The 20,090-nt window shown below is 34.7% G+C and carries 16 protein-coding genes and 1 pseudogene; 12 read left to right on the top strand and 5 right to left on the bottom strand.

Annotated elements, in window-relative coordinates; translation table 11 throughout:
- Positions 1 to 83 precede the first annotated feature (83 nt).
- Positions 84 to 728 carry an alpha/beta family hydrolase gene (locus tag BM350_RS00600; RefSeq protein ID WP_090913238.1) on the top strand — a complete coding sequence of 215 codons (645 nt, stop codon included), beginning with the start codon at positions 84 to 86 and terminating at the stop codon, positions 726 to 728.
- Positions 729 to 868: 140 nt separating this feature from the next.
- Here BM350_RS00600 and BM350_RS00595 read toward each other — a convergent pair whose 3' ends face one another.
- Positions 869 to 2,194: an MFS transporter gene (locus BM350_RS00595; RefSeq protein ID WP_170857651.1), complete on the bottom strand. Its 1,326-nt coding sequence runs from the start codon at positions 2,192 to 2,194 to the stop codon at positions 869 to 871.
- Positions 2,195 to 2,810: 616 nt separating this feature from the next.
- Here BM350_RS00595 and BM350_RS00590 point away from each other — a divergent pair.
- Positions 2,811 to 4,094 carry a phytoene desaturase family protein gene (locus BM350_RS00590; protein WP_090913242.1) on the top strand — a complete coding sequence of 428 codons (1,284 nt, stop codon included), beginning with the start codon at positions 2,811 to 2,813 and terminating at the stop codon, positions 4,092 to 4,094.
- A gap of 17 nt (positions 4,095 to 4,111) precedes the next feature.
- The gene (locus BM350_RS00585) at positions 4,112 to 4,984 is read left to right on the top strand and encodes an RNA polymerase sigma-70 factor (RefSeq protein ID WP_090913693.1); all 873 of its coding nucleotides are present in this window, start codon (positions 4,112 to 4,114) and stop codon (positions 4,982 to 4,984) included.
- Positions 4,985 to 5,074: 90 nt separating this feature from the next.
- Here BM350_RS00585 and BM350_RS00580 read toward each other — a convergent pair whose 3' ends face one another.
- Positions 5,075 to 6,580 carry a serine hydrolase domain-containing protein gene (locus tag BM350_RS00580; protein WP_090913243.1) on the bottom strand — a complete coding sequence of 502 codons (1,506 nt, stop codon included), beginning with the start codon at positions 6,578 to 6,580 and terminating at the stop codon, positions 5,075 to 5,077.
- A 546-nt stretch (positions 6,581 to 7,126) separates the two neighbouring features.
- On the opposite strand from BM350_RS00580, the gene BM350_RS00575 reads away from it, so the two are divergent.
- The 6 genes and pseudogenes from BM350_RS00575 to BM350_RS00550 form a co-directional block, all read left to right on the top strand.
- The gene (locus tag BM350_RS00575; protein WP_090913245.1) at positions 7,127 to 8,893 is read left to right on the top strand and encodes a sensor histidine kinase; all 1,767 of its coding nucleotides are present in this window, start codon (positions 7,127 to 7,129) and stop codon (positions 8,891 to 8,893) included.
- Positions 8,871 to 9,611: a LytR/AlgR family response regulator transcription factor gene (locus BM350_RS00570; protein ID WP_090913247.1), complete on the top strand. Its 741-nt coding sequence runs from the start codon at positions 8,871 to 8,873 to the stop codon at positions 9,609 to 9,611. Before BM350_RS00575 ends, BM350_RS00570 begins: the two co-directional genes overlap by 23 nt.
- 243 nt (positions 9,612 to 9,854) lie before the next feature.
- Positions 9,855 to 10,979 carry an RNA-guided endonuclease InsQ/TnpB family protein gene (locus tag BM350_RS00565; protein ID WP_090913249.1) on the top strand — a complete coding sequence of 375 codons (1,125 nt, stop codon included), beginning with the start codon at positions 9,855 to 9,857 and terminating at the stop codon, positions 10,977 to 10,979.
- Between the two features lie 296 nt (positions 10,980 to 11,275).
- On the top strand, positions 11,276 to 12,478 hold the full coding sequence (locus BM350_RS00560; protein WP_090913251.1) for an L-lactate MFS transporter: 1,203 nt from the start codon (positions 11,276 to 11,278) through the stop codon (positions 12,476 to 12,478).
- Between the two features lie 422 nt (positions 12,479 to 12,900).
- Complete coding sequence (locus BM350_RS00555; RefSeq protein ID WP_244547941.1) at positions 12,901 to 13,062, top strand: DinB family protein; 162 nt, start codon at positions 12,901 to 12,903, stop codon at positions 13,060 to 13,062.
- Positions 13,063 to 13,121: 59 nt separating this feature from the next.
- Positions 13,122 to 13,298, top strand: a pseudogene (locus tag BM350_RS00550) (SMI1/KNR4 family protein); the annotation flags it as partial.
- 801 nt (positions 13,299 to 14,099) lie between these two features.
- On the opposite strand, the gene BM350_RS00545 reads toward BM350_RS00550, so the two are convergent.
- Together BM350_RS00545 and BM350_RS00540 are read right to left on the bottom strand one after the other, a co-directional pair.
- A complete protein-coding gene (locus BM350_RS00545; RefSeq protein WP_090913256.1) occupies positions 14,100 to 15,134 on the bottom strand; it encodes an alpha/beta hydrolase in 1,035 nt (344 codons plus the stop codon).
- 192 nt (positions 15,135 to 15,326) lie between these two features.
- Entirely contained in the window at positions 15,327 to 15,773 is a 447-nt protein-coding gene (locus tag BM350_RS00540; RefSeq protein WP_090913258.1) for a GNAT family N-acetyltransferase, read from the bottom strand.
- 335 nt (positions 15,774 to 16,108) lie between these two features.
- Between BM350_RS00540 and BM350_RS00530 the strand changes: the two genes are divergently transcribed.
- Together BM350_RS00530 and BM350_RS00525 are read left to right on the top strand one after the other, a co-directional pair.
- Positions 16,109 to 16,429: an ammonia permease gene (locus BM350_RS00530; RefSeq protein ID WP_090913260.1), complete on the top strand. Its 321-nt coding sequence runs from the start codon at positions 16,109 to 16,111 to the stop codon at positions 16,427 to 16,429.
- An 89-nt stretch (positions 16,430 to 16,518) separates the two neighbouring features.
- Complete coding sequence (locus tag BM350_RS00525) at positions 16,519 to 16,905, top strand: Type 1 glutamine amidotransferase-like domain-containing protein (RefSeq protein WP_139207597.1); 387 nt, start codon at positions 16,519 to 16,521, stop codon at positions 16,903 to 16,905.
- Between the two features lie 537 nt (positions 16,906 to 17,442).
- Here BM350_RS00525 and BM350_RS00520 read toward each other — a convergent pair.
- Positions 17,443 to 18,645, bottom strand: coding sequence for a serine hydrolase domain-containing protein (locus BM350_RS00520; protein ID WP_090913264.1), 1,203 nt, complete (start codon positions 18,643 to 18,645; stop codon positions 17,443 to 17,445).
- 458 nt (positions 18,646 to 19,103) lie between these two features.
- Here BM350_RS00520 and BM350_RS00515 point away from each other — a divergent pair, with 458 nt between their 5' ends.
- Positions 19,104 to 19,877 carry a Cof-type HAD-IIB family hydrolase gene (locus tag BM350_RS00515; protein WP_090913266.1) on the top strand — a complete coding sequence of 258 codons (774 nt, stop codon included), beginning with the start codon at positions 19,104 to 19,106 and terminating at the stop codon, positions 19,875 to 19,877.
- Positions 19,878 to 20,090 lie beyond the last annotated feature (213 nt).

Below are 20,090 nucleotides of genomic sequence, written 5' to 3'. Positions count from 1 at the left end.
ATAAAAAGGTCTTTGACATAAATGAAATAAAAACAATTGGTAATTTATATTGTAATATTATAAAAGTTTTGGAGGGGAAAATGATGAAAGGAAATAAAAAGGAGATACAAACAAACGACAAGACGATTCGTTATACACATATAGAAAGGGGTTTCAAAACGATTTGCTTTATGTTTTCAGGTTCAGGTTACAATTACGATAAACCATTGTTTTATTACGCGACAATGGCAATGCTCCAAAATAAAATTGATATTGTCCATATCCATTACTCCTATAATGAGCAACCAACGAAAAACAATATTGAAAAGATAACAAAAATAATGATGGATGATATTAATCCTGTGATTTTAGATGTTTTAAAAAATGGACAATATAACAATTCTATTTTTTTAGGAAAATCACTCGGAACAATACCAATCGCGAATGACCTAATGAAGAGAGAAGAATTCCTAAAGTCAAAAATGATTTTATTTACTCCTCTAATAAATTTTGATTCAATCTTTGACTCAATCTTGAATAGTCATCATCAAGGTCTTTTCGTTATCGGGGATAAAGATCATTATTACAATGCAAATCAAATTGACCAATTAAGTAAAGCGAATTTAAAAGTTGATGTAATTCAAAATGCAAATCATTCCTTAAATGTTGGAGAACTCGAAACAACAAATTCAATTTTAGCTTTATCAAGAGTAATGGAAAAACTCCAAGAAACCGTTAGGACAAATTAGTGATAAACTGATATTATCAAAAGTATTAATTTAATTGCTAAATAAATGCAAAATAGGTGCTAATTGCACCTATTTTTGAATGGTCATTTTTAATTTTGTATTTCAAATCCGAACCCGTTACTATTAGAAGAACTGCTTTATTATGCTTTTAAACTTTCAGCACCTTGAGACGAAGATTGCTGTTTTCCTGGTTTCACAAATACCATGGCCAGCATACCAATAACGACTGCAATTGCGGCAGCAAGGAACATGGCTTGATATCCATATTTTGCAACAAGGCTTCCTGTTAAGGTCGGTGCAAGGATTGTCGCAAGATTGGCAATGAAATGCGTAACACCTCCAAATGTACCTGCCTTATTGGGCTCTGTATCTAATACAACCGTCCAGTAAATTGAGTTAGGTAAGTAATTGAATGCATTCCCAATACACATTAAAGTTAGTACCATTGCAGGACTTTTTACAGTCGGAATCAGCATAAAACAAACAGCAGTGCAAAATAAAGATGCAACGGTAAACCAAGATCTTGCTAGGCGCAAATTCCCTGTTTTTTCTCGTATTTTATCAGAAATTTTCCCGCCAAGCAGTCCTGTGAATATCGCACCAATCCATGGGGTCATTCCTAAAAACCCAAGCGAAGCTAATGAAAATCCAAATTCATCTTGTAGATATTTTGGTGTCCACGTAAGTAGTAAAATATTCACATATAAAAACGCAAAATATCCAATGGCATTCATGACTAAGGAAGGGTTTTTGAAAAAATGATACCAAGGGATCTGGGTTTGTTCTTTATTTTCTAATTGACTTTCCCCATCAAGCAAGCCATCTGTACTTCGAATTTCTTCTAATTCTTCTTTTGATACGTTCGGATGATCTTCTGGTAAATCCGTAAACACTTTCGCCCATACAAATACCCATAGTAACCCGACAACGCCTAAAATAATGAATGTGACCTTCCAGTTTGTAACAGAGAGAAGACCAACAACAATTGGTGCGGTAATGAGAGCACCGACGGGTGTTCCAATTAATCCAAGTGCGACCGCAAATCCTTTTTCCTTTGGTGATACCCAGTTTGCCATGGTACGATTCATCGTTGAAAGTGTAGGACCTTCTGCAAAACCGAACAATACACGAAACACAGCAAAGCCAGCTAATGCTGAACCGCCAAATAGTGCAGCGCCCAATTGCCCAGCAAAAATCGTTCCAATTTCAAAGATTGACCAGCTTGTACCTGCTAGGATCCACATAAATTTCGGTCCCTTTTTATCTGCAAGCGCTCCGCCAAATAAAGCGCCAAATATGTACCCATATCCAAAGTAGCCAAGAATTGCTCCCCAGCTTACTGGATTCAAGTTGAATTCTTTAATAATGGCAGCTTGTGCGTAAGACATGGCGCCTCGATCGATATAGTTAATAATCGTCATAAGAACAATCATAAAAATGATAAAATATCTATATTTATTCTTCATCATGTGTCCCCCATTTATAGATCTTGTAGTGCAATTGTAGTAGGTGTTTTGTATATCATTTTTTGTGAATCAAATATAGTAATAAAAAAGCAGATTAAAAGTGCCATTTGTTATGTAAGACAAAAACATATGCTTTAAAAAACCCTCCATTACGATCTTTCCAAAGTATTTCACCACCTTAACTAAAATATATTTGAATTTTTAGAAAAAATAATCTATTCGATATTTTATCATAGTTATTTTATATATAAAAGACAATGTATAGATATTAACTAGAGATATTCCCATCTCCTTGAATATCGCGCGATGCTGGTTGTATCCATTTCTATAATTATTTTTATTTTCCCTTTATCTTCAACAACCTGGCCCTTTAGTTGAGTGACATAAAGTTGTTCCGTTAAAGGGCAAGATTGTGAAATAACTATTTACATGATGGATACCGCAAGTAAAGGTAGTATCTGCGAATTGTGCCACCATATGTCCAATAATGAATATAGCCCACAGGTAAACTGGTTCGTATATTCGGCCAAAAAAAAGTTTTCATAAATTAAGTTTTTTTGTCACAATTGAAACCCTCTATACGTCTTGATTAATGAAAAGAATAGGAGGGATTTAAATGAATAAATTTGATGTTGCCATTATTGGTGGTGGGTTTGCTGGATTAACAGCTGCTCTTTTTCTAGCAAAGGAAGGTAAGAAGGTAGTGGTGCTTGAAAAATCAGACCGATACGGAGGACGGTCGATGACCATTAATAAAAATGGCGTTCTCATGAACCTAGGTGCACATGCCCTTTATAAAGGCGGTGAAGCAATGAAGATATTTGATGAACTCGGGATTACAATCAAGGGAAATGAACCGTCTACGGGTGCACATGTTATTTGGAAAAATGAGGTTTATCAAGTACCGATGGGTTTACGTTCCTTATTTTCGAAGCAATTTCTTAATGGTTTAGGGAAGGTCCGTCTTGCAAAGCTTATGTTTCATCTCAGTAAAATGGATGTGAATTCGGTTTCAAATGAAAGCGTGCAAGCTTGGGCAGAAAGGGAAATCATTGATCCAATGGTACGCCACTTCTTTTATGCATTATGTAGATTAACCACTCTAACATATGCTCCAAGTATACAGCTAGCTCGCCCAGTTGTAAGGCAGATCCAGAGGGGGATAAAAGAAGGTGTTCTCTATATCGACCATGGTTGGGAATCTATTGTAACCGAATTAAGGTCTAAAGCTGTTAGTTTTGGTGTTAAACTTCTTGAATCTATGAATGTGAATAGTATTGACTACAATGGCCAAGTTGAACGAGTGAGTTGTACGAATGGAGAATCGTTTGATGTAGAAAGTGTGATTATTGCAACACCTCCTAACGAAGCATGTCGTCTTGTGCCCCATGTTGAAAAAACCTCCCTGTATCGTTGGAAGGAGGAAGCAATTCCTGTAACCGCATCCTGCTACGATTTAGGATTAAAAACGTTACCTAATATAAATCATCAATTTGTGCTGGGGCTTGACCAACCAGTCGCCTTTACAAATCAATCCAGGGCAGCAAAGCTGAGTAATGACGGAACATCTGTAGTTTCCTTGGTTAAATATCATGATTTGAATAGAATTTCGATAGATTCTCGAACAGATAAACAACAATTAGAACATACAATGGATTTGCTTCATCCAGGCTGGCAAAAAGAAGTGGTCGAACAGCAATATTTACCTAAAATAACCGTTGTGCATAATTTTCCTCATACCGGTAGAACGGAAAAACCAGGTCCAGCAGTTCCAGAAATAAAGGGCCTTTATATAGCAGGAGATTGGGCAGGAGACGAGGAATTATTGGTCGATGCAGCTGTTGCAAGCGCGAAACGTGCAGCATTACACATATTGAAAAAAGATTGGGTGTTAGTATGAATCAAGAGAAAAAGAAGATGGAATTAGAACAAATTTATCAAGATTACAAGCCACTGCTTTTTTCTCTGGCATATCGAATGCTAGGAAGTGTGATGGATGCAGAAGATATTGTTCATGAATCATTCGTTACTTTTGCAAAACTTAAAGATTACAAGTACATTACAAGCGTAAAAGCCTATTTGTGTAAAATTACGACCAATTGTTGTATTGATCACTTAAGGTCTGCTGCCCACAAGAGAGAAACTTATGTGGGCACATGGCTTCCTGAACCGATTGTGGAAGATTACCTTGATGATCCGGCTAATTCATATTTTATGAAGGAATCTTTATCCACCGCCTATATAATGTTGTTGCAACAGTTATCTGAAGTTGAAAGAGCGGTGTTTCTTTTACGAGAAGTCTTTCAATACGAATATGATGAGATTGCCTCTATGGTGGATAAAAGCAGCACAAACTGTCGGCAAATATTTCATAGAGCAAAGAAAGGCCTTGTATATGAACCGAATGTTTACCAACAAGATTATCAGCAATTTAGTAACTATGTAGAAAGGTTCACTGCGGCATTGCAAAACGGTGAAATTTCAGAAATGATTCAAATGATGCAGAAAGACGCAATCTTTTATGCAGATGGTGGTGGGAAAGTTACAACTGCACTTAAACCTATTTATACTGCGGATCGAATTTCACACCTATTCTTGAATGTAATTAAAAGGTTACCTCAAGGTGCTTTGTTCAAATTTAAAAAGGTTAACGGTGGACCGGGAATTGTTGTTATGATTAACGGTTACCTAGCCTACGTAATTTCATTTGAGTTTAAAGAAGGGAAAATCAATTCCATTTACATGGTGGCGAATCCTGATAAGCTTAGCCGTTTAAACGAAAATATTTAAGAGGTTATCCAAAACATCAGTAAAAAATGATGTTTTGGATAACCTTGTATTCTACTTACTTCATTATTGCTGAAGTTGTTTAGGTGAAATCTATTTCGTCTTTAATTTCATGTTCTTGGTGAAAACAAGCAATAATCCAAATAAATAATAAATGATACTTACTGTTATAACACTATAAGTAAACACTGGAATCGTCGTTGGAGCCCATACTTTAATAAATGCCCAAGACCATCCTCCAAGTAAAATTTTCGGAAACATGATTGTAAGCGTCAAGATTGCAGCTACAATCAACGTATGAATGGATAATAACAAGATCCTCTTTGCGTTTAATGATGTCCTAACTCGTTGTTTTCTAACGAGCTTCCGTATTATTCTTAGCGATAGTAGGATAAAAAATAAACCAAAACAGCCGACTACAATACATAGGATAGTCACGAATCTATCTAACTTTTGATAGTTATCGGAATGATGATTAGTAACATTGTTTCCCTCCCATAGATCCATCACGCCTTCACCTATGGCTGCTGTAAAGTTCGTATTCATATTGGACAGAATTGCTACCCCTAATTGTTCATCGGGCTGCATGATGAAATATGAGGTGAATGTTGGATTCTCTCCGGCATGGAAAATATATTGTTTTTCGTTTTTTTTCATAACTGCCCATCCGCTGGCATAGTAGGTATCCTTATCGAAAGGCTCCACTGACTGATCAGGGATATGCGATTCTTGAATGAGCTGCTTGTCGATTGTATTGCTCGGATCGTTTCCTAATTGTATTTTCATCCATTTCGCTATATCATTCGTATTGCTGATAAGATATCCCGCTGGTATGTTCCCCCGATAAATAGGCGGCGTGTAATACTGCTCTTTCATAAATCCTCTTTTATAACCAGAAGCCATTTCAGTGGACTGAACTTGATGCAACCCAACGAACGAGTCTTTCATACCGATCGGCTCTAATATCTGTTTTTTCATATATATATCATAGGGCTGCTTTGTTACGCTCTCGATAACGAGTCCCAGTATATCATAATTGATTGTCGCATATTCAAAAGAGCTACCTGGCTTTCGGTTTAATTGCTGATTCAGTAATTTTCTTACGGTTAACTCAAGGGCGTTATCTGCATTACTTTCAGGAATTTGTGTTATAGAATTAGAAGCTATCCCGCTGGTATGATGAAGCAGCTGATTCAAAGTAATCGTCTGCGGTTCTCCATTATATTTTAACTCTAACCATGGGATATACTTCCGGACATCATCTGATTGTTTTAACAGCCCTTCTTTTTCTAATTGTAAAATGGCTAGACCTGTAAATGCTTTCGTTGTAGATCCGATTTCAAATAACGTATTAGAGGTCACAAGTGTTTTCGTCTTTACATCAGCGTACCCGAAGCCTTTTTGATAAACCGTTTTCCCTTTCTCTACAATAACTAACGATATCCCTGGAATTTTACTAATGCTTCTTTGCTCTTCAACAAACTGTTCGATCTTTTGAATTTTTTCACTTGATTCAGCGTTAGCTATTTTGGGTATGAAGCCACTAACCGCCAGAATTATAGCAATCATTAACATACAAAGTCTTATTGATGATTTCATTACCGATTCTCCTTGATTAAATTTATGCTTTTCATATAGCTGTTGCTGGCTACATAAAAGTAAATCGTTTGCATTGCCACGTAAATGTCTTCATGTACTTTAATTCCTCCTTATACATTGTTGGTGTACTAGATCATATGTCTTTTGTATACAACATAAACGAGAGACGGGCGTGAAGGACAACGGATATTTAAATATTTTAGAAGAATATGGTTAAAGAAGACATGTATCTGTCTTACAAATTAAGCTTGTATTCTTACAAATTTGTCACTTTGTATAAAGCATAGTCACAAGGTTTCTGTCATAGAGTGCAAGGTAAATTGTTATAAAATAATAAGATTCGTTATCAAAAACCCGTATTTTTTGTAACTATTAACATGTTTATTAGCCTGTTAATTAAAGTGGTAATCTGCTGTAAAAAATGAAGTAAACAAAAAGTAACTCTAAAATCAATCTTTATGGTGTAACTTGGATTTTATTGACGTTTACGGTATAGACATAATGATGTAATATATTGAATGAAAATACATGAAGGATGGACATAAAATGGGAGATTTATTATTGATGATGATTGAACGTGTTGGTTTAATCGTTATTTTAGGATATTCACTTTCACATATTAAGGCGTTCCGTTGGCTGCTGCATAAGCAAGATGGTTATAAAGGTAGCTTTATGTTAATTGGCATATTTTCATTATTTACAATTGTAAGCAACTACACAGGGATTGAGATTTCTGGTAATACGATTTTGAATGATAACTGGCTGCGGGGTGTCTCTTCTTCTAGTACGATTGCGAATACGCGTATTATGGGAATTGGGATTAGCGGGTTACTTGGAGGCCCAATTGTTGGAATAGGAGTAGGATTTATAGCTGGCATTCATCGTTATATGCTAGGGGGAACGACTGCATTGAGCTGTGCAGTCTCTTCAATTTTAGCTGGGATTGTGACAGGTTATATTGGCCATTTATATCAAAAACGAAATCGCGTTGTGACCCCTAAGTTTTCTTCGGTGCTTAGCATCTGTATGGTATCGCTGGAAATGCTTATGATTCTTTTTATAATCGACGACGGCTGGAGCATTGTGAAAACAATTGCAATTCCAATGATTATCGTAAATGGTTTCGGAAGTTTTATTCTATTGTCAATGATTCAGTCCATGTTACGACAAGAAGAACATGCGAAGGCATTACAAACGCATAAAGTATTGCGCATTGCTGATAAAACACTTCCGTATTTTCGCCAAGGATTAACGGAAGAATCATGTACGCAGGTGGCGCAAATTATCCATCACTTTACAGGAACAGATGCAGTTTCTTTAACAGATACAGAAAAAATATTAGCACATGTTGGATTAGGATCTGATCATCATATCCCTTCCCATAGCTTAATTACTGAATTGTCAAAAGAGGTGTTAAAGGTCGGGGAGATTATGAAAGCAAAGTCGCGTGAAGAGATTAATTGTCAGCATGGAGGGTGTTTATTACAAGCTGCAATCGTGATTCCGCTCACATCACGTGGAAAGACCATCGGTACGTTAAAGCTTTATTTTAAAAATCCCAATTCATTAAGCCCCGTAGAGGAGGAGCTGGCAGAAGGATTAGCGAAAATCTTTTCAACGCAGCTTGAGCTTGGAGAAGCAGAACTTCAAAGTAAATTGTTGCAAGATGCGGAAATAAAGGCGCTGCAAGCACAAATTAACCCTCATTTTCTTTTTAATGCGATTAATACAGTCTCTGCTTTATGTCGTACAGATGTAGAGAAAGCAAGGAAATTATTGTTACAGCTAAGCGTGTATTTTCGCTGCAATTTACAAGGTGCAAGGCAGCTTCTTATTCCATTGGAACAAGAGTTAAATCATGTACATGCGTTTTTGTCGTTAGAACAAGCAAGATTTCCGAATAAATATGAAGTAAAAATGTATATTGAAGATGAATTGCATAATATTTTGCTTCCACCGTTTGTGCTGCAATTATTAGTAGAAAATGCTCTTCGTCATGCATTTTCCCAAAAACAGCCTATATGTCAAGTTGAAATTCATGTTTATGCCAAGCAGGGCAGCGTACATTTCAAAGTAAAAGATAACGGTCAAGGGATTGAACCAGAACGATTAGAGCGGTTAGGAAAAGCAATTGTATCGTCAAAAAAAGGAACGGGAACAGCATTATATAATATTAATGAACGGTTAATGGGCTTGTTTGGAAAAGATACAACACTTCATATTGTTAGTGAGCTAGAAGCAGGGACGGAGATGTCCTTTATGATTCCAATTCAAAGAAAAGGAGGAAGCGATATTGAGAATATTAGTAGTTGATGATGAAATGTTGGCACGTGACGAATTAAAATATTTATTATATCGAACGAAAGAAGTCGATATTATTGATGAGGCAGACAGTGTAGAAGAAGCGTTAGAGAAGTTGATAGAAAGTAAACAAGATCTTGTTTTTTTAGATATTCAGCTGTCGGATGATAATGGATTTGAAATTGCTAATATACTAAAGAAGATGAAAAAGCCACCTGCTATTGTATTTGCAACAGCCTATGATCAATATGCCATTCAGGCATTTGAAGTAGATGCTTTAGATTATATTTTAAAGCCGTTTGACGAAGAGCGCATTGTCCAAACGATTAAGAAATTTAAAAAACGAAAGCAACATGAAATGGAAGAGAAACAAGAAGTACATGCGTCAGATGTATCTAGCAGAATGAAAAAATTAGCGCTGCTGATTGATGAATCGATTGTATTAGTGAATATAGAAGATATCGTATATGCTGGATTGTTAGATGGAAAAGTAATTGTGAAAACGATTTGTGATACGTATGTGACGAACGATACGCTTGCCATATTAGAAAAGAAATTGCCACAAATGAATTTTCTACGTGTGCATCGCAGTTTTATCGTAAATGTAAACCATATTTCTGAAATTCAGCCGTGGTTTAACTCTACGTATAATTTAATTATGAAAGAGGATTCAAAAGTGCCTGTAAGCCGAACATATGCAAAAGAATTAAAGAAGCTGCTTCGTATTTAACATATTTCCAAAAGAATTCCCTTTCCTCAAGGAATGAGAAGGGTGAAGCCCCATGAGTATGAAGGGGATGAATTTTAGTTGGCGTAAGCCAAAGGAATGAAAAAGGAATTTCCTCAAATTAGATAGAATGTATGTAAAGAATGCTTTTGATCTCAAAGTTATTGTTTGCTGACTGTAGGCGGTGCACCATTAGAAATGCTAAATCAATACATCGAAACCCAAGGACAAAACTAATGGGAGGTGATGACAATGTTGTTGAATCAAAAATATGAAATCTTTCCAACAGAAGCGCAAAAAGAAGTGTTAGACCGTTGGTTACAATATTGTCGTCAAACCTATAATTCTGCCTTACTAGACAAAGAACGGAAATATAAGAAAAACAAAGAAAATTACAATCGTTATGATATGCAAAGACAACTTACATTGGACAAGAAGATGTATCCTTTTCTAAAAGAAGTGCCTTCTCAGCCGCTGCAAGAAGTTTTTGTACGTCTGAAAAAAGCGTTCGATCATTTCTTTCGTAAAGATGCAAAGTATCCAAAACAGAAAAAGTATAAAGCCTATACGAGTATGACATTTCCGCAATTTGGATTTAAACGAAACGGAAAGCATCGTTATGCCATGTCTTTTTCTGATAACGGTAAGTTATACAATAAAAAATTGGGAGAAATAGATATTCTACTCCACAGACCAATCGAAGGAACAATCAAGCAACTGATCCTCAAACGTCAAGGGAAAAGGTGGTACGCTATTTTCTGTGTCGAAAGACAAGTGGCACCATCTGATATCGATACCAATCGTGCGATAGGAATTGACGTGGGATTACATAAGTATGCCGCTCTTTCTAATGGTTTAGAATATGAGAACCCTAGATTTCTCCGTGAAAAAGAAAAACAACTAAAGAAAGCAGGGCGGAAACTTTCTAAGAAGAAAAAAGGTTCTACTAACTTTATAAAACAGGCCGAGCGTGTTCGCAAGCTACATGAAAAAGTAGCGAATCAGCGCAGAGATTTTCTTCATAAACTCAGTTACAATCTAGCGAAAGAGCATTCCGTTATCGTTGTAGAAAATCTGAACATTCGTAACATGGTTAGAAACAGAAAGTTATCGAAGGCTATTTCTGATGCTGGGTGGGGAATGTTTCGAAACATGCTTGCTTACAAATGTGAAAATCATGGCGGAGTACTGATCAAAGTAGAACCAAAGTATACTTCACAAGACTGTTCTGTTTGTGGGAATCGTGTGAAGAAGTCTCTCTCTATTCGTACTCACATTTGTATAAAGTGCGGTACGGTATTGGATAGAGATTATAACGCGAGCCGGAACATCTTACAAAAAGGATTAGAAGAACTGCTTGCCACAAACTAAAGTCTACAAACTGTAGGGCAAGGTTATGTCCGAACAGTATAATCCACGCCTGTGGAGACCGTGTAAGACGCAGTGGGACACCCCACTATGCAACGGTCTATGAAACAGGAAGTCCCTTCTTCATTCAGAACGTAAGGTAGATAAGGAGGGGCTATTCACCAAGCAGCTTTTTGCATTTCATCCTTCCTTTTCTGTAACTGAGTTCATATATTTGACGCCCTGTGTTGTAAGCACCTACACAATCGTTTACATCCTATACAATAACGGTATCAAATCGAAAGAGGTGGAAGGATAGTATGAAAAAATCATCTATTAATCCATGGCTTGTTGTCCTTGGTACAGTCATTGTCCAAATGGGACTTGGAACGATATATACATGGAGCTTATTCAATCAGCCTTTAGTGAGTAAATACGGATGGAGTCTTAACGCTGTTGCTATAACCTTCTCAATCACTAGCTTTTCATTAGCATTTTCAACTTTGTTTGCGGGTAAATTACAAGAGAAATTGGGGCTTCGTAAACTCATTATGATAGCCGGATTAGCTTTAGGAATTGGCTTGATGCTTAGTTCACAAGTTTCCTCATTACCAATGCTTTATGTACTAGCAGGCGTTGTTGTTGGTTACGCAGATGGTACAGCATATATCACTTCACTATCCAATTTAATAAAGTGGTTTCCAGAGCGTAAAGGTTTAATTTCTGGTATATCTGTCTCCGCATATGGCGCGGGTAGCCTAATTTTTAAATACATTAACGCAAAGTTCATTGGTTCAGTTGGTGTATCACAAGCATTTTTATACTGGGGCTTAATTGTTGCAGTTATGATAGTGATAGGCGCTTGTTTTATCCATAAAGCGGCTGAACAAGATACAGTTCATGAAACAAAAAGTCATGACTTTACAATAAGAGAAATGCTACGTACAAAAGAAGTATATCTGTTATTTATTATGTTTTTTACATCATGTATGAGTGGCTTATACTTAATTGGTATGGTAAAAGATATCGGTGTTAAACTTGTAGGACTTAACGCAGCAACAGCAGCTAATGCTGTCGCTATGGTTGCGATCTTTAATACGGTTGGACGAATTATTTTAGGACCGTTGTCAGATAAAATCGGTCGTTTGAAAATTATTTCCACAACGTTTGTCGTTATAGCTATGTCTGTTTTTGTTCTCAGTTTTGTGAATTTAAATTATGGTATCTATTTCGCATGTGTAGCGAGCGTTGCTTTTTGTTTTGGTGGAAATATCACGATTTTCCCAGCAATTGTTGGTGATTTCTTCGGTCTAAAAAATCATAGTAAAAACTACGGTATCGTATATCAAGGCTTTGGTTTTGGAGCACTCGCAGGTTCCTTTATCGGTGCACTTCTAGGTGGATTTAAACCAACTTTTATGGTAATTGGCGCATTGTGCATCGTGTCATTTATTATCGCTATTTTAATTCAACCACCTAATCAGCAAAAAGAAAAACAAGAAAATTATCGCAGTGCAGCGTGAGCATGTTTCATTTTTATTTAAAGTTTAAAGATAAAAGAAGAGGGATTCGCTTTTCTAATGAAAAGTAAATCCCTCTTCTTATTCATACTTATAAATATATATGATTTTTAAATTTAATTAAGGATATAATTACGATTTCTAGCCTAAGCGATGTGAAAATTTTTTCTATATAAATACAAATTTAAAAATCGACATAAAAACCGTCCTTCTTTTTAGGCGGGCGAGAGCATCTAGCCATGCATAGAAGCGGTCAGGGCCTTTTTCTGCCACATGCAAGGTTGAAAACAAAAGGAGACAGCAAGTAGCGATCATGTTGTATTCTGCATAGCAGCGACTTATATGTTGAAAAATTAAAATGAATATATATAATATAACCAGACCAGTGACAGAGAACTTTTTAGAGTGGTATGCTCTTGATTTCTATGAGAAGTAAGAGTGGTAATTCATTTTCATTTACTTATGAAAGAATTATTCGTCATATCATTACTCATGAAATTCATCACATTGGACAGTTGTCTGTTTGGTTACGAGAAATTGGCTTAAAGCCTGTTTCATCTGATTTATTAATAAGGGATTATATATAAGAATTTAGTTCTATTTCTTAATGCTATTATTGATTTAAAATAATGTTGAGGCTTTTTAAAATCTAGAAGATGAATATGATGTGGTTTGGCATAACAAGTTCGCTTTTTGTGAAGTGGGAAATGGCGATTACTTAGCGTTTGATTTGAATCATAGTAATGATGCTCCAATAGTCTACCTTAGTCATGATGATGGAGACGGACACGGATATAAAATAGCGAATAATTTCATTGAATTTATTTGATAATTGTCTTGTGCTTATTCGTGAATCGAGCACTTCTTTTAAAATGAAAAATAATAAACGTGTGTGAAAAAGGATGTTATGTTTCCTCATAGAAAAAAGCAACCGGTTGAATTATAAAAGTTGAAATTAAGATCCATATGGCAAGGATAAGGAATGTATTCGTCATTGGGCTTATAAAAATTAATAAACAAGTTAGTAAATGAAATAGAACATAGATCAGAAAAGATTTTTTTGTTGCATGTAATGTTGTATCGCAGTTTGGACAAACAAGCTTATGAGTGTTGTTTCGTAAAAAGAGGGTTCTTTTCTTTATTTCGCTATGGCATTTGGGACATGTTTTCATTTTTATTTCACCTCATCATTTGTTAATTTGAAGACTACAAAATTCTTTGGATCAAATAAGAAAAGGAGTAGAGCAATTCAATGTTTTTCTTTTACTATCAATCTACGTAAAAGAGAGTATATTGATAGAAAAATGATGATATAAATCCCGAAATCAATTGTGAATAATAAAATGTCGAATTTATCCTGAAATATGTTGTAATTCAGGCCGATATAGGAATATATGAATTTGGAAATGAGATTTGAAAGCAGAATAGAAAAGAACATTACAATGAAGTTTCTCATTGGCATCCTCCTATAAAATACCATATGTGTATATTTATTGTACTGAAAATTCTAATTATATTTAATAGATGAACAAGAACCTTTGAAGGGATGACTTTATCTTGAATTTATCCCCCGCCTATCTTCTTCGATTCTCTCTGAATATTGAGGTGGGGGTCTTACTACCCGTTAATACGGGATAAATGTATTGCACATCCATTCATAAAATTTTTCCTTCTCTTCAAATTGTGGATAATGAGCTGATTTCTCAAAAGCAATAAATTCTTTTTTATTGGCTTCAATCATATCAAAATATTTTTTTGCTGCATTAGATGAAGTCATATAGTCATGTTTACCCATGATAAAATAGCACGGTAATTTAAGTTTTGTTACTAAAGTAGGTAATGGATTTTTTAATACTTCCTTTAACAAAATCTTTTGTGAATAGGCTAACCCATAGTTATAACGGATTACATCTAATAAATTGTACTCACTACTAAATAACATACCGATGTTATTACCATCGGGGTTATCAATAAGTTTTGAACTCCCACCATATTTCATAACATAATTTCGTGGAGTAAACGTGTTGCCATTTTTGATTTTTTCAGTTAACCCTTGTAAATATAAAACATCATCCGTATTGCCATCATTTTTAGCCTGATTAATAGAGTAATTCAAACTGTCAATCTCGTTTTCTACTGTATCACTCATCTGTCCAATACCAACATATGCTTCATATTTTTCAGGAGCTTTATAGGCAGCTTGCATTCCAATATATGTACCATAAGAATGACCAATTAGTATTACCTTTTCTTTGCCAAGACGTTCTGATATATAATCCGTCATAGCTAATAAGTCCTCTACGAGTAAGTTTGATGAAAGATTAGAATAATCCTCAAAAAAATGATATGATTTTCCACTTGCTCTTTGGTCGTAATTAACAACCGTAAAATTGTTTTCCAATAAGTCTTGGTACTTATCGGCATACGGTATTTCCGGACATCCAGGTCCTCCATGTACAAAAATAATAACTGGATTATCCTTATTTTTGCCACGTATCATAATTTCATGATTACTTCCATTTATCTCTACTTGTTCTAATGTACTTATACTGTTATCACCTTTTATATGCGAAGTCCATGTAGGGAAAAAAAGTGCTATGATTAGTAATATGATAATAATTACTCCGATACATTTTATTAATTTTTTTATATTTTTCATATGACCCCTTTCTTCTTAATGTGTTTATTTGTCAAAAGTAAATTATTACCTTTTTACTTTAACACAGTTGAAATAAATATAGGTTACATTATTTGTAAAAACATTTACTGACAATTAATAAAAGAGATTACTGCTTTTTGAACGAACCTGCCCCGTTAGTTAAAAAGAAAATACCCCTAGACAAATAATTACCTAGGGAGTTGACTGAATAGGTATGTATTTTTTGAATCCCTTGCTTATGGTTCCATTATAGCCATTTTTCGTGAAGAATTTATGTGCTTCTACTCTAGTTGCGCTACTTAATAAAATAATTCTTGTAGATCCTCTTGCAATTGATAGCTGTTCTACATGTTTTAATAATTTTTCACCTATTCTATTCCCTCGAAATTCTTCATTTACAATCACATATTCTAGAACAGTATATGGTCGAAATTGATATCCAGGGTCAAGGCAAAAAGTCATAAATATACTTCCTTTCACCTTGCCATGCTCCTCATAAACAAACAAGAAGTTATTAGCATCATTCCTAATTTGTTCAATTCTTTCTGGCAAAACCTTAATGTTTTTACTGTGCGGTGCTAATATTTTATAGAGATTTTCAATTGCATTACTGTCCTTTGATTCAGCTTCGCGAATCATATAACTCCTCCTCCGTTCACATTGATATATAAATAGTTAGAAATATTGTTACATCTAAATCATATCCTAAGAAATACTTTTTTGGTACAATTTAGATGTAGGTTTACGCTTAGCACAGCCAAAAAATAAAATGTATGATATGGAGAGACTTTATATATGCAAATTTTACTTTGGATTTTCTTTATCCCGCATTAACGGGCAGTAAGACCCCCACCTCAAGATTCAGAGAGAAACGAGGAAGATAGGTGGGGGATAACTGCCCGTAAAAGCCCGATTGGTTCAACTAACCGTCAGTGGGGGATGAAGAAAACTCCCACTGACGGAAGTTTCACTTTATGCCAATACTTATATTATGTGGAATTATTGGAGGAATCTTTTTAATTATAGCAGGGGCTAAGTATCGCAAATTACTCGTTATCATATCAGGAATTGTTTGTTGTTCATTTATCATTATGCCTTTTGTTTTCTTAGGGATGGGTATCGATATGGAGGAACTTATTCCGATTCCAACTGTTATGTACTGGAGTTTGTTTGCTTTAACGGGGTTATTTACATGCTTGAGTGGGATTAGTAATCAAATTGTGAGTATTCGAAATGCGGGAATTATTATTTGTTCTGCAGGAACACTCGGAGCTATTTTTTATCAAATTATATAATATTAGCGATGATGAGCGAAATTGCTGTTTTCATATTTTGCGAACTAACTTCGTTGCAATTGAAGATATAACCAGTTTATTGTGATGCTATTCATTTATCCGGAGGACAAACGAGTTATTTTTATAGGATGATTAAAAAGAGGGGATTTCACAAAATAATTAGAGAGTTCATCTTAAGTGGAAAAATGCTTATTGGAATGAGTGCAGGTGCAATAATAATGGGGAAATCAACAAGAATAGCTACTTTATTAGAGAATGATATAGTAGAAAATGATAACGGATTATGTTTGTTTAGCTTTGAAATTTTTCCACACTACACAGAAGAAAAAGAATCTATTATCACTGAATATATTTATGAATATCCAGATAATATGGTCTACGATTTGCCTAATGACGCACTTATACACCTCAAAGAAAAGAAAATGAGGTTGTTAGGTGATATATCTATTTATCATTCCAAAGTTTTCAACATATAATTTTATGTGAAATTAATATTTGTATAATGTGTAATTCTATCTTCTTATTTTAGTGAATTCCTGCTTGGTTTCGCTGGTGTAGAGATACGATTGAAAAGTGTAAAAAGTATGTTGCTAATGTTGGTGGAATGTATACAAGAAAAATAATAAACACTTAAAGTAATTTTTTACTTTGAGTGTTTATTATTTTTTGAGACTATATATGATAAGTCAATGGAGATTGGCCAGGTTGTGTAACCCTAATATTCTCATACTTAACAGTAGTTCTTATTTTGCATAATAGTGATGTAATATAAGGAGAGTTTATATGGTACTTATTAATAATCTTGATATAAAAATTTTCCTATTATAACAAAAGGTATTTTATCTTGACTTGGATAAAATGACTCTTTGACATTGATCTGACCTAAGAAGTAATTCTAGTACTAATACAATTAATAGGATCCATTTCTATGAAAGGAAGTGAAAAAATGATTTGTAAATTATGTGAATTTAGTTGAATTATATTGAACATATATTAAGGATTTTACACTGTTGTTATAGAATTATTTTATAAAAAGCTTTGCGAATCGCTGTTTCTCTAGGATCATCAAACATTTGCATACCAACGCGTGTCATCGCATAAGAAAAGCCAACTCGGTTTATCGGATCAGCGAAACATAAAGAGCCACCCGCGCCTGGATGACCAAAGCATGAGGAATTTCCGTAGTGAGAACCTGTTTCTAACGGTTTGAAAAAACCTAATGAAAAAGCGGTGTCAATGGTTTGGACAGCATCACGCCAGCCACCGCCCGTTTGTGCAGGTGGTTTTGATAGTTCGCTTAAAGTATATGGGCTTAAACCTAATATGGGACCACCATTAGCAAATTCACTATATATTTTTGCCATATCACGCACTATACCGATACCATTTCCAGATGGGAATTCTATTTCTCGTAATTCTCTTTTGTTAAAATTATCATGCGCTAGTAATCCTTTTGGATCCACCATACTGCGTTTTGCTAAGGATTTTGGATTCATAAATGCCCATAGTAAGCTTTTGGGGAAAGAACCAAAACTTTTAAATATGTCAAAGATAGATTGAATTCCTTTAATAGTCGCTATTCGTTCATCTGGAAATGAAGAGGGGATACCAATATACATTTCTGCTTGTAAAGGCTGTGCAATCTCTTCATTGAAAAATTGAGTTAGATTCCTTCTTTTTGGATCTACATGACGAATTAATTCACTTATATACCAACCGATTGTCCAAGTATGATAGCCATGTCTTGTACCAGGTTCCCAAGCTGGTTTCATGGTTTCCAAATAAGGAGCAACGTTTTTGGTATCGAAATCACTCAGTGTATGTAGTGGTAATTTGTTAATACAACATAAACCAGCTTCGTGTCCAAGTAGTTGACGAACTGTGATGTTTTCTTTTCCGTTTACCCCGAATTCGTTCCAATAAGTAGATACTTTTTCTTCGTAATCTATATAACCTTTTGAATGAGCTAAGGCCAGAGCAAGAGAAGCGAAACCTTTTGTTCCAGAAAATATGAGAACGGCTGTATCTTTTTGCCAGAGTTCTTTTGTAATATGATCACAATATCCACCCCATAGATCAACAACACACTCACCGTTGTAATAGATGCAGCAAGCTGCCCCTAATTCTTCACGATCTGTAAAATTTTCTATAAATACTTGTTTGATTTTTTCAAATCCAGGTTTGACAAAACCGTCAATATGAATAGCTTGTTCCATTGTCATATCCCCTTACTGTTTAAATTAGGACAAATAAAATATTATTATATATAATAATACAACACCAAAATATGTAAATCCTTTATACTTAACTTAATAAAGTAACATAAGGTTAATTTTAAATATAGAATGTATATATATTCAGTTGTTATTAAAAGGGTATGGAGAAACACTACAAAGTAACACTTGTTTTTACATATATGTTAAATTGCGCCTCCGCAAGATCAAGACTTCAAGTAGGATTTTACGATGATAACCATTATATATTTGAGAGTTATCGAGACTTAAAGGTTAAACATTTTCATTATATTTCACAACGCGTCATATTTTTCTTGTTTTTAGAAATATTGCTAATTAATGTATTTGCCTTTATATTATTATAGTACATAATTTTCAGATTTTTTATTTTTAGGTACTTATCTTCTGATTTATGTATTGATTTGTAAAGGAGTTATTTTATGGATTATAAAATTGTATTTTTTGATGTTGATGGAACCCTTACACATCATGAAAATGGTAGTATTTCAGATCATACGAAAGAAGCTATAAAACTACTGAAAAATAAAGGATTAAGGGTGGTTGCAGCAACTGGAAGACCGTTATCGATGTGCGATGAAATAAGGAAATTAGGAGTAGATACATTCATTACAGCAAATGGAGCTTATGTGAAGCACAATCAAGAGGTTCTTCATAAAGTACCAATGGATAAAAATATCATTCGAGAAGTGGTTGAATTTGCAAATATGGAGAATAATGGGCTCTCATTTTTTACAGAAGATTTTAGTATGAATGGTGTAGAAGATAAAGAAATACTAAAAGCATTGAATGAAACGTTGTCATTGAATGCTTATCCAACTATAGATAAACATATTTATAATCAAGAGGTCTATTTGATGTGTTTATATGCTACTGATGAAACAGTAGAGAAATACATTCATAAGTTCCCACATTTAACATTTAGCAGATGGCATCCTTTTGTTTTAAATGTTTTACAAGAAGAAGTATCCAAATCTTTAGCAATTAAAAGTGTCTTACAGTATTTTGGCATTGATAAATCAGAGGCTATTGCGTTTGGGGATGGTGGAAATGATATAGACATGTTGGAATTAGTAGGACTTGGGATTGCTATGGGAAATGGGAATGAAGAATTAAAAGCAGTTGCAGATTTCGTCACGAAAGAGTCAAGTGAAGATGGAATCGACTTTGCTCTTAGAAAATACGGAATTATTTAAGTATGAATAAATAACGATCATTTTTTGTATTCTCAAAACCCTTGGTATATTAGGGGTTTTGAGAATTATGAAATATTAACTTATCCCGCATTAACGGGCAGTAAGACCCCCACCTCAAGATTGAGAGAGAAGCAAAGAAGATAGGTGGGGGAAACTGCCCGTAAAAGCCCGATTGGTTCAACTAACCATCCGAGGGGGATGAAGAAAACCCCC

The sequence above is a fragment of the Bacillus sp. 103mf genome (assembly GCF_900116295.1).
Taxonomy (GTDB): Bacteria; Bacillota; Bacilli; order Bacillales; family Bacillaceae_G; genus Bacillus_A; species Bacillus_A bruguierae.
Note: the sequence above shows the minus strand (reverse complement) of the source record. Positions and strands in the feature narration are given on the sequence as shown.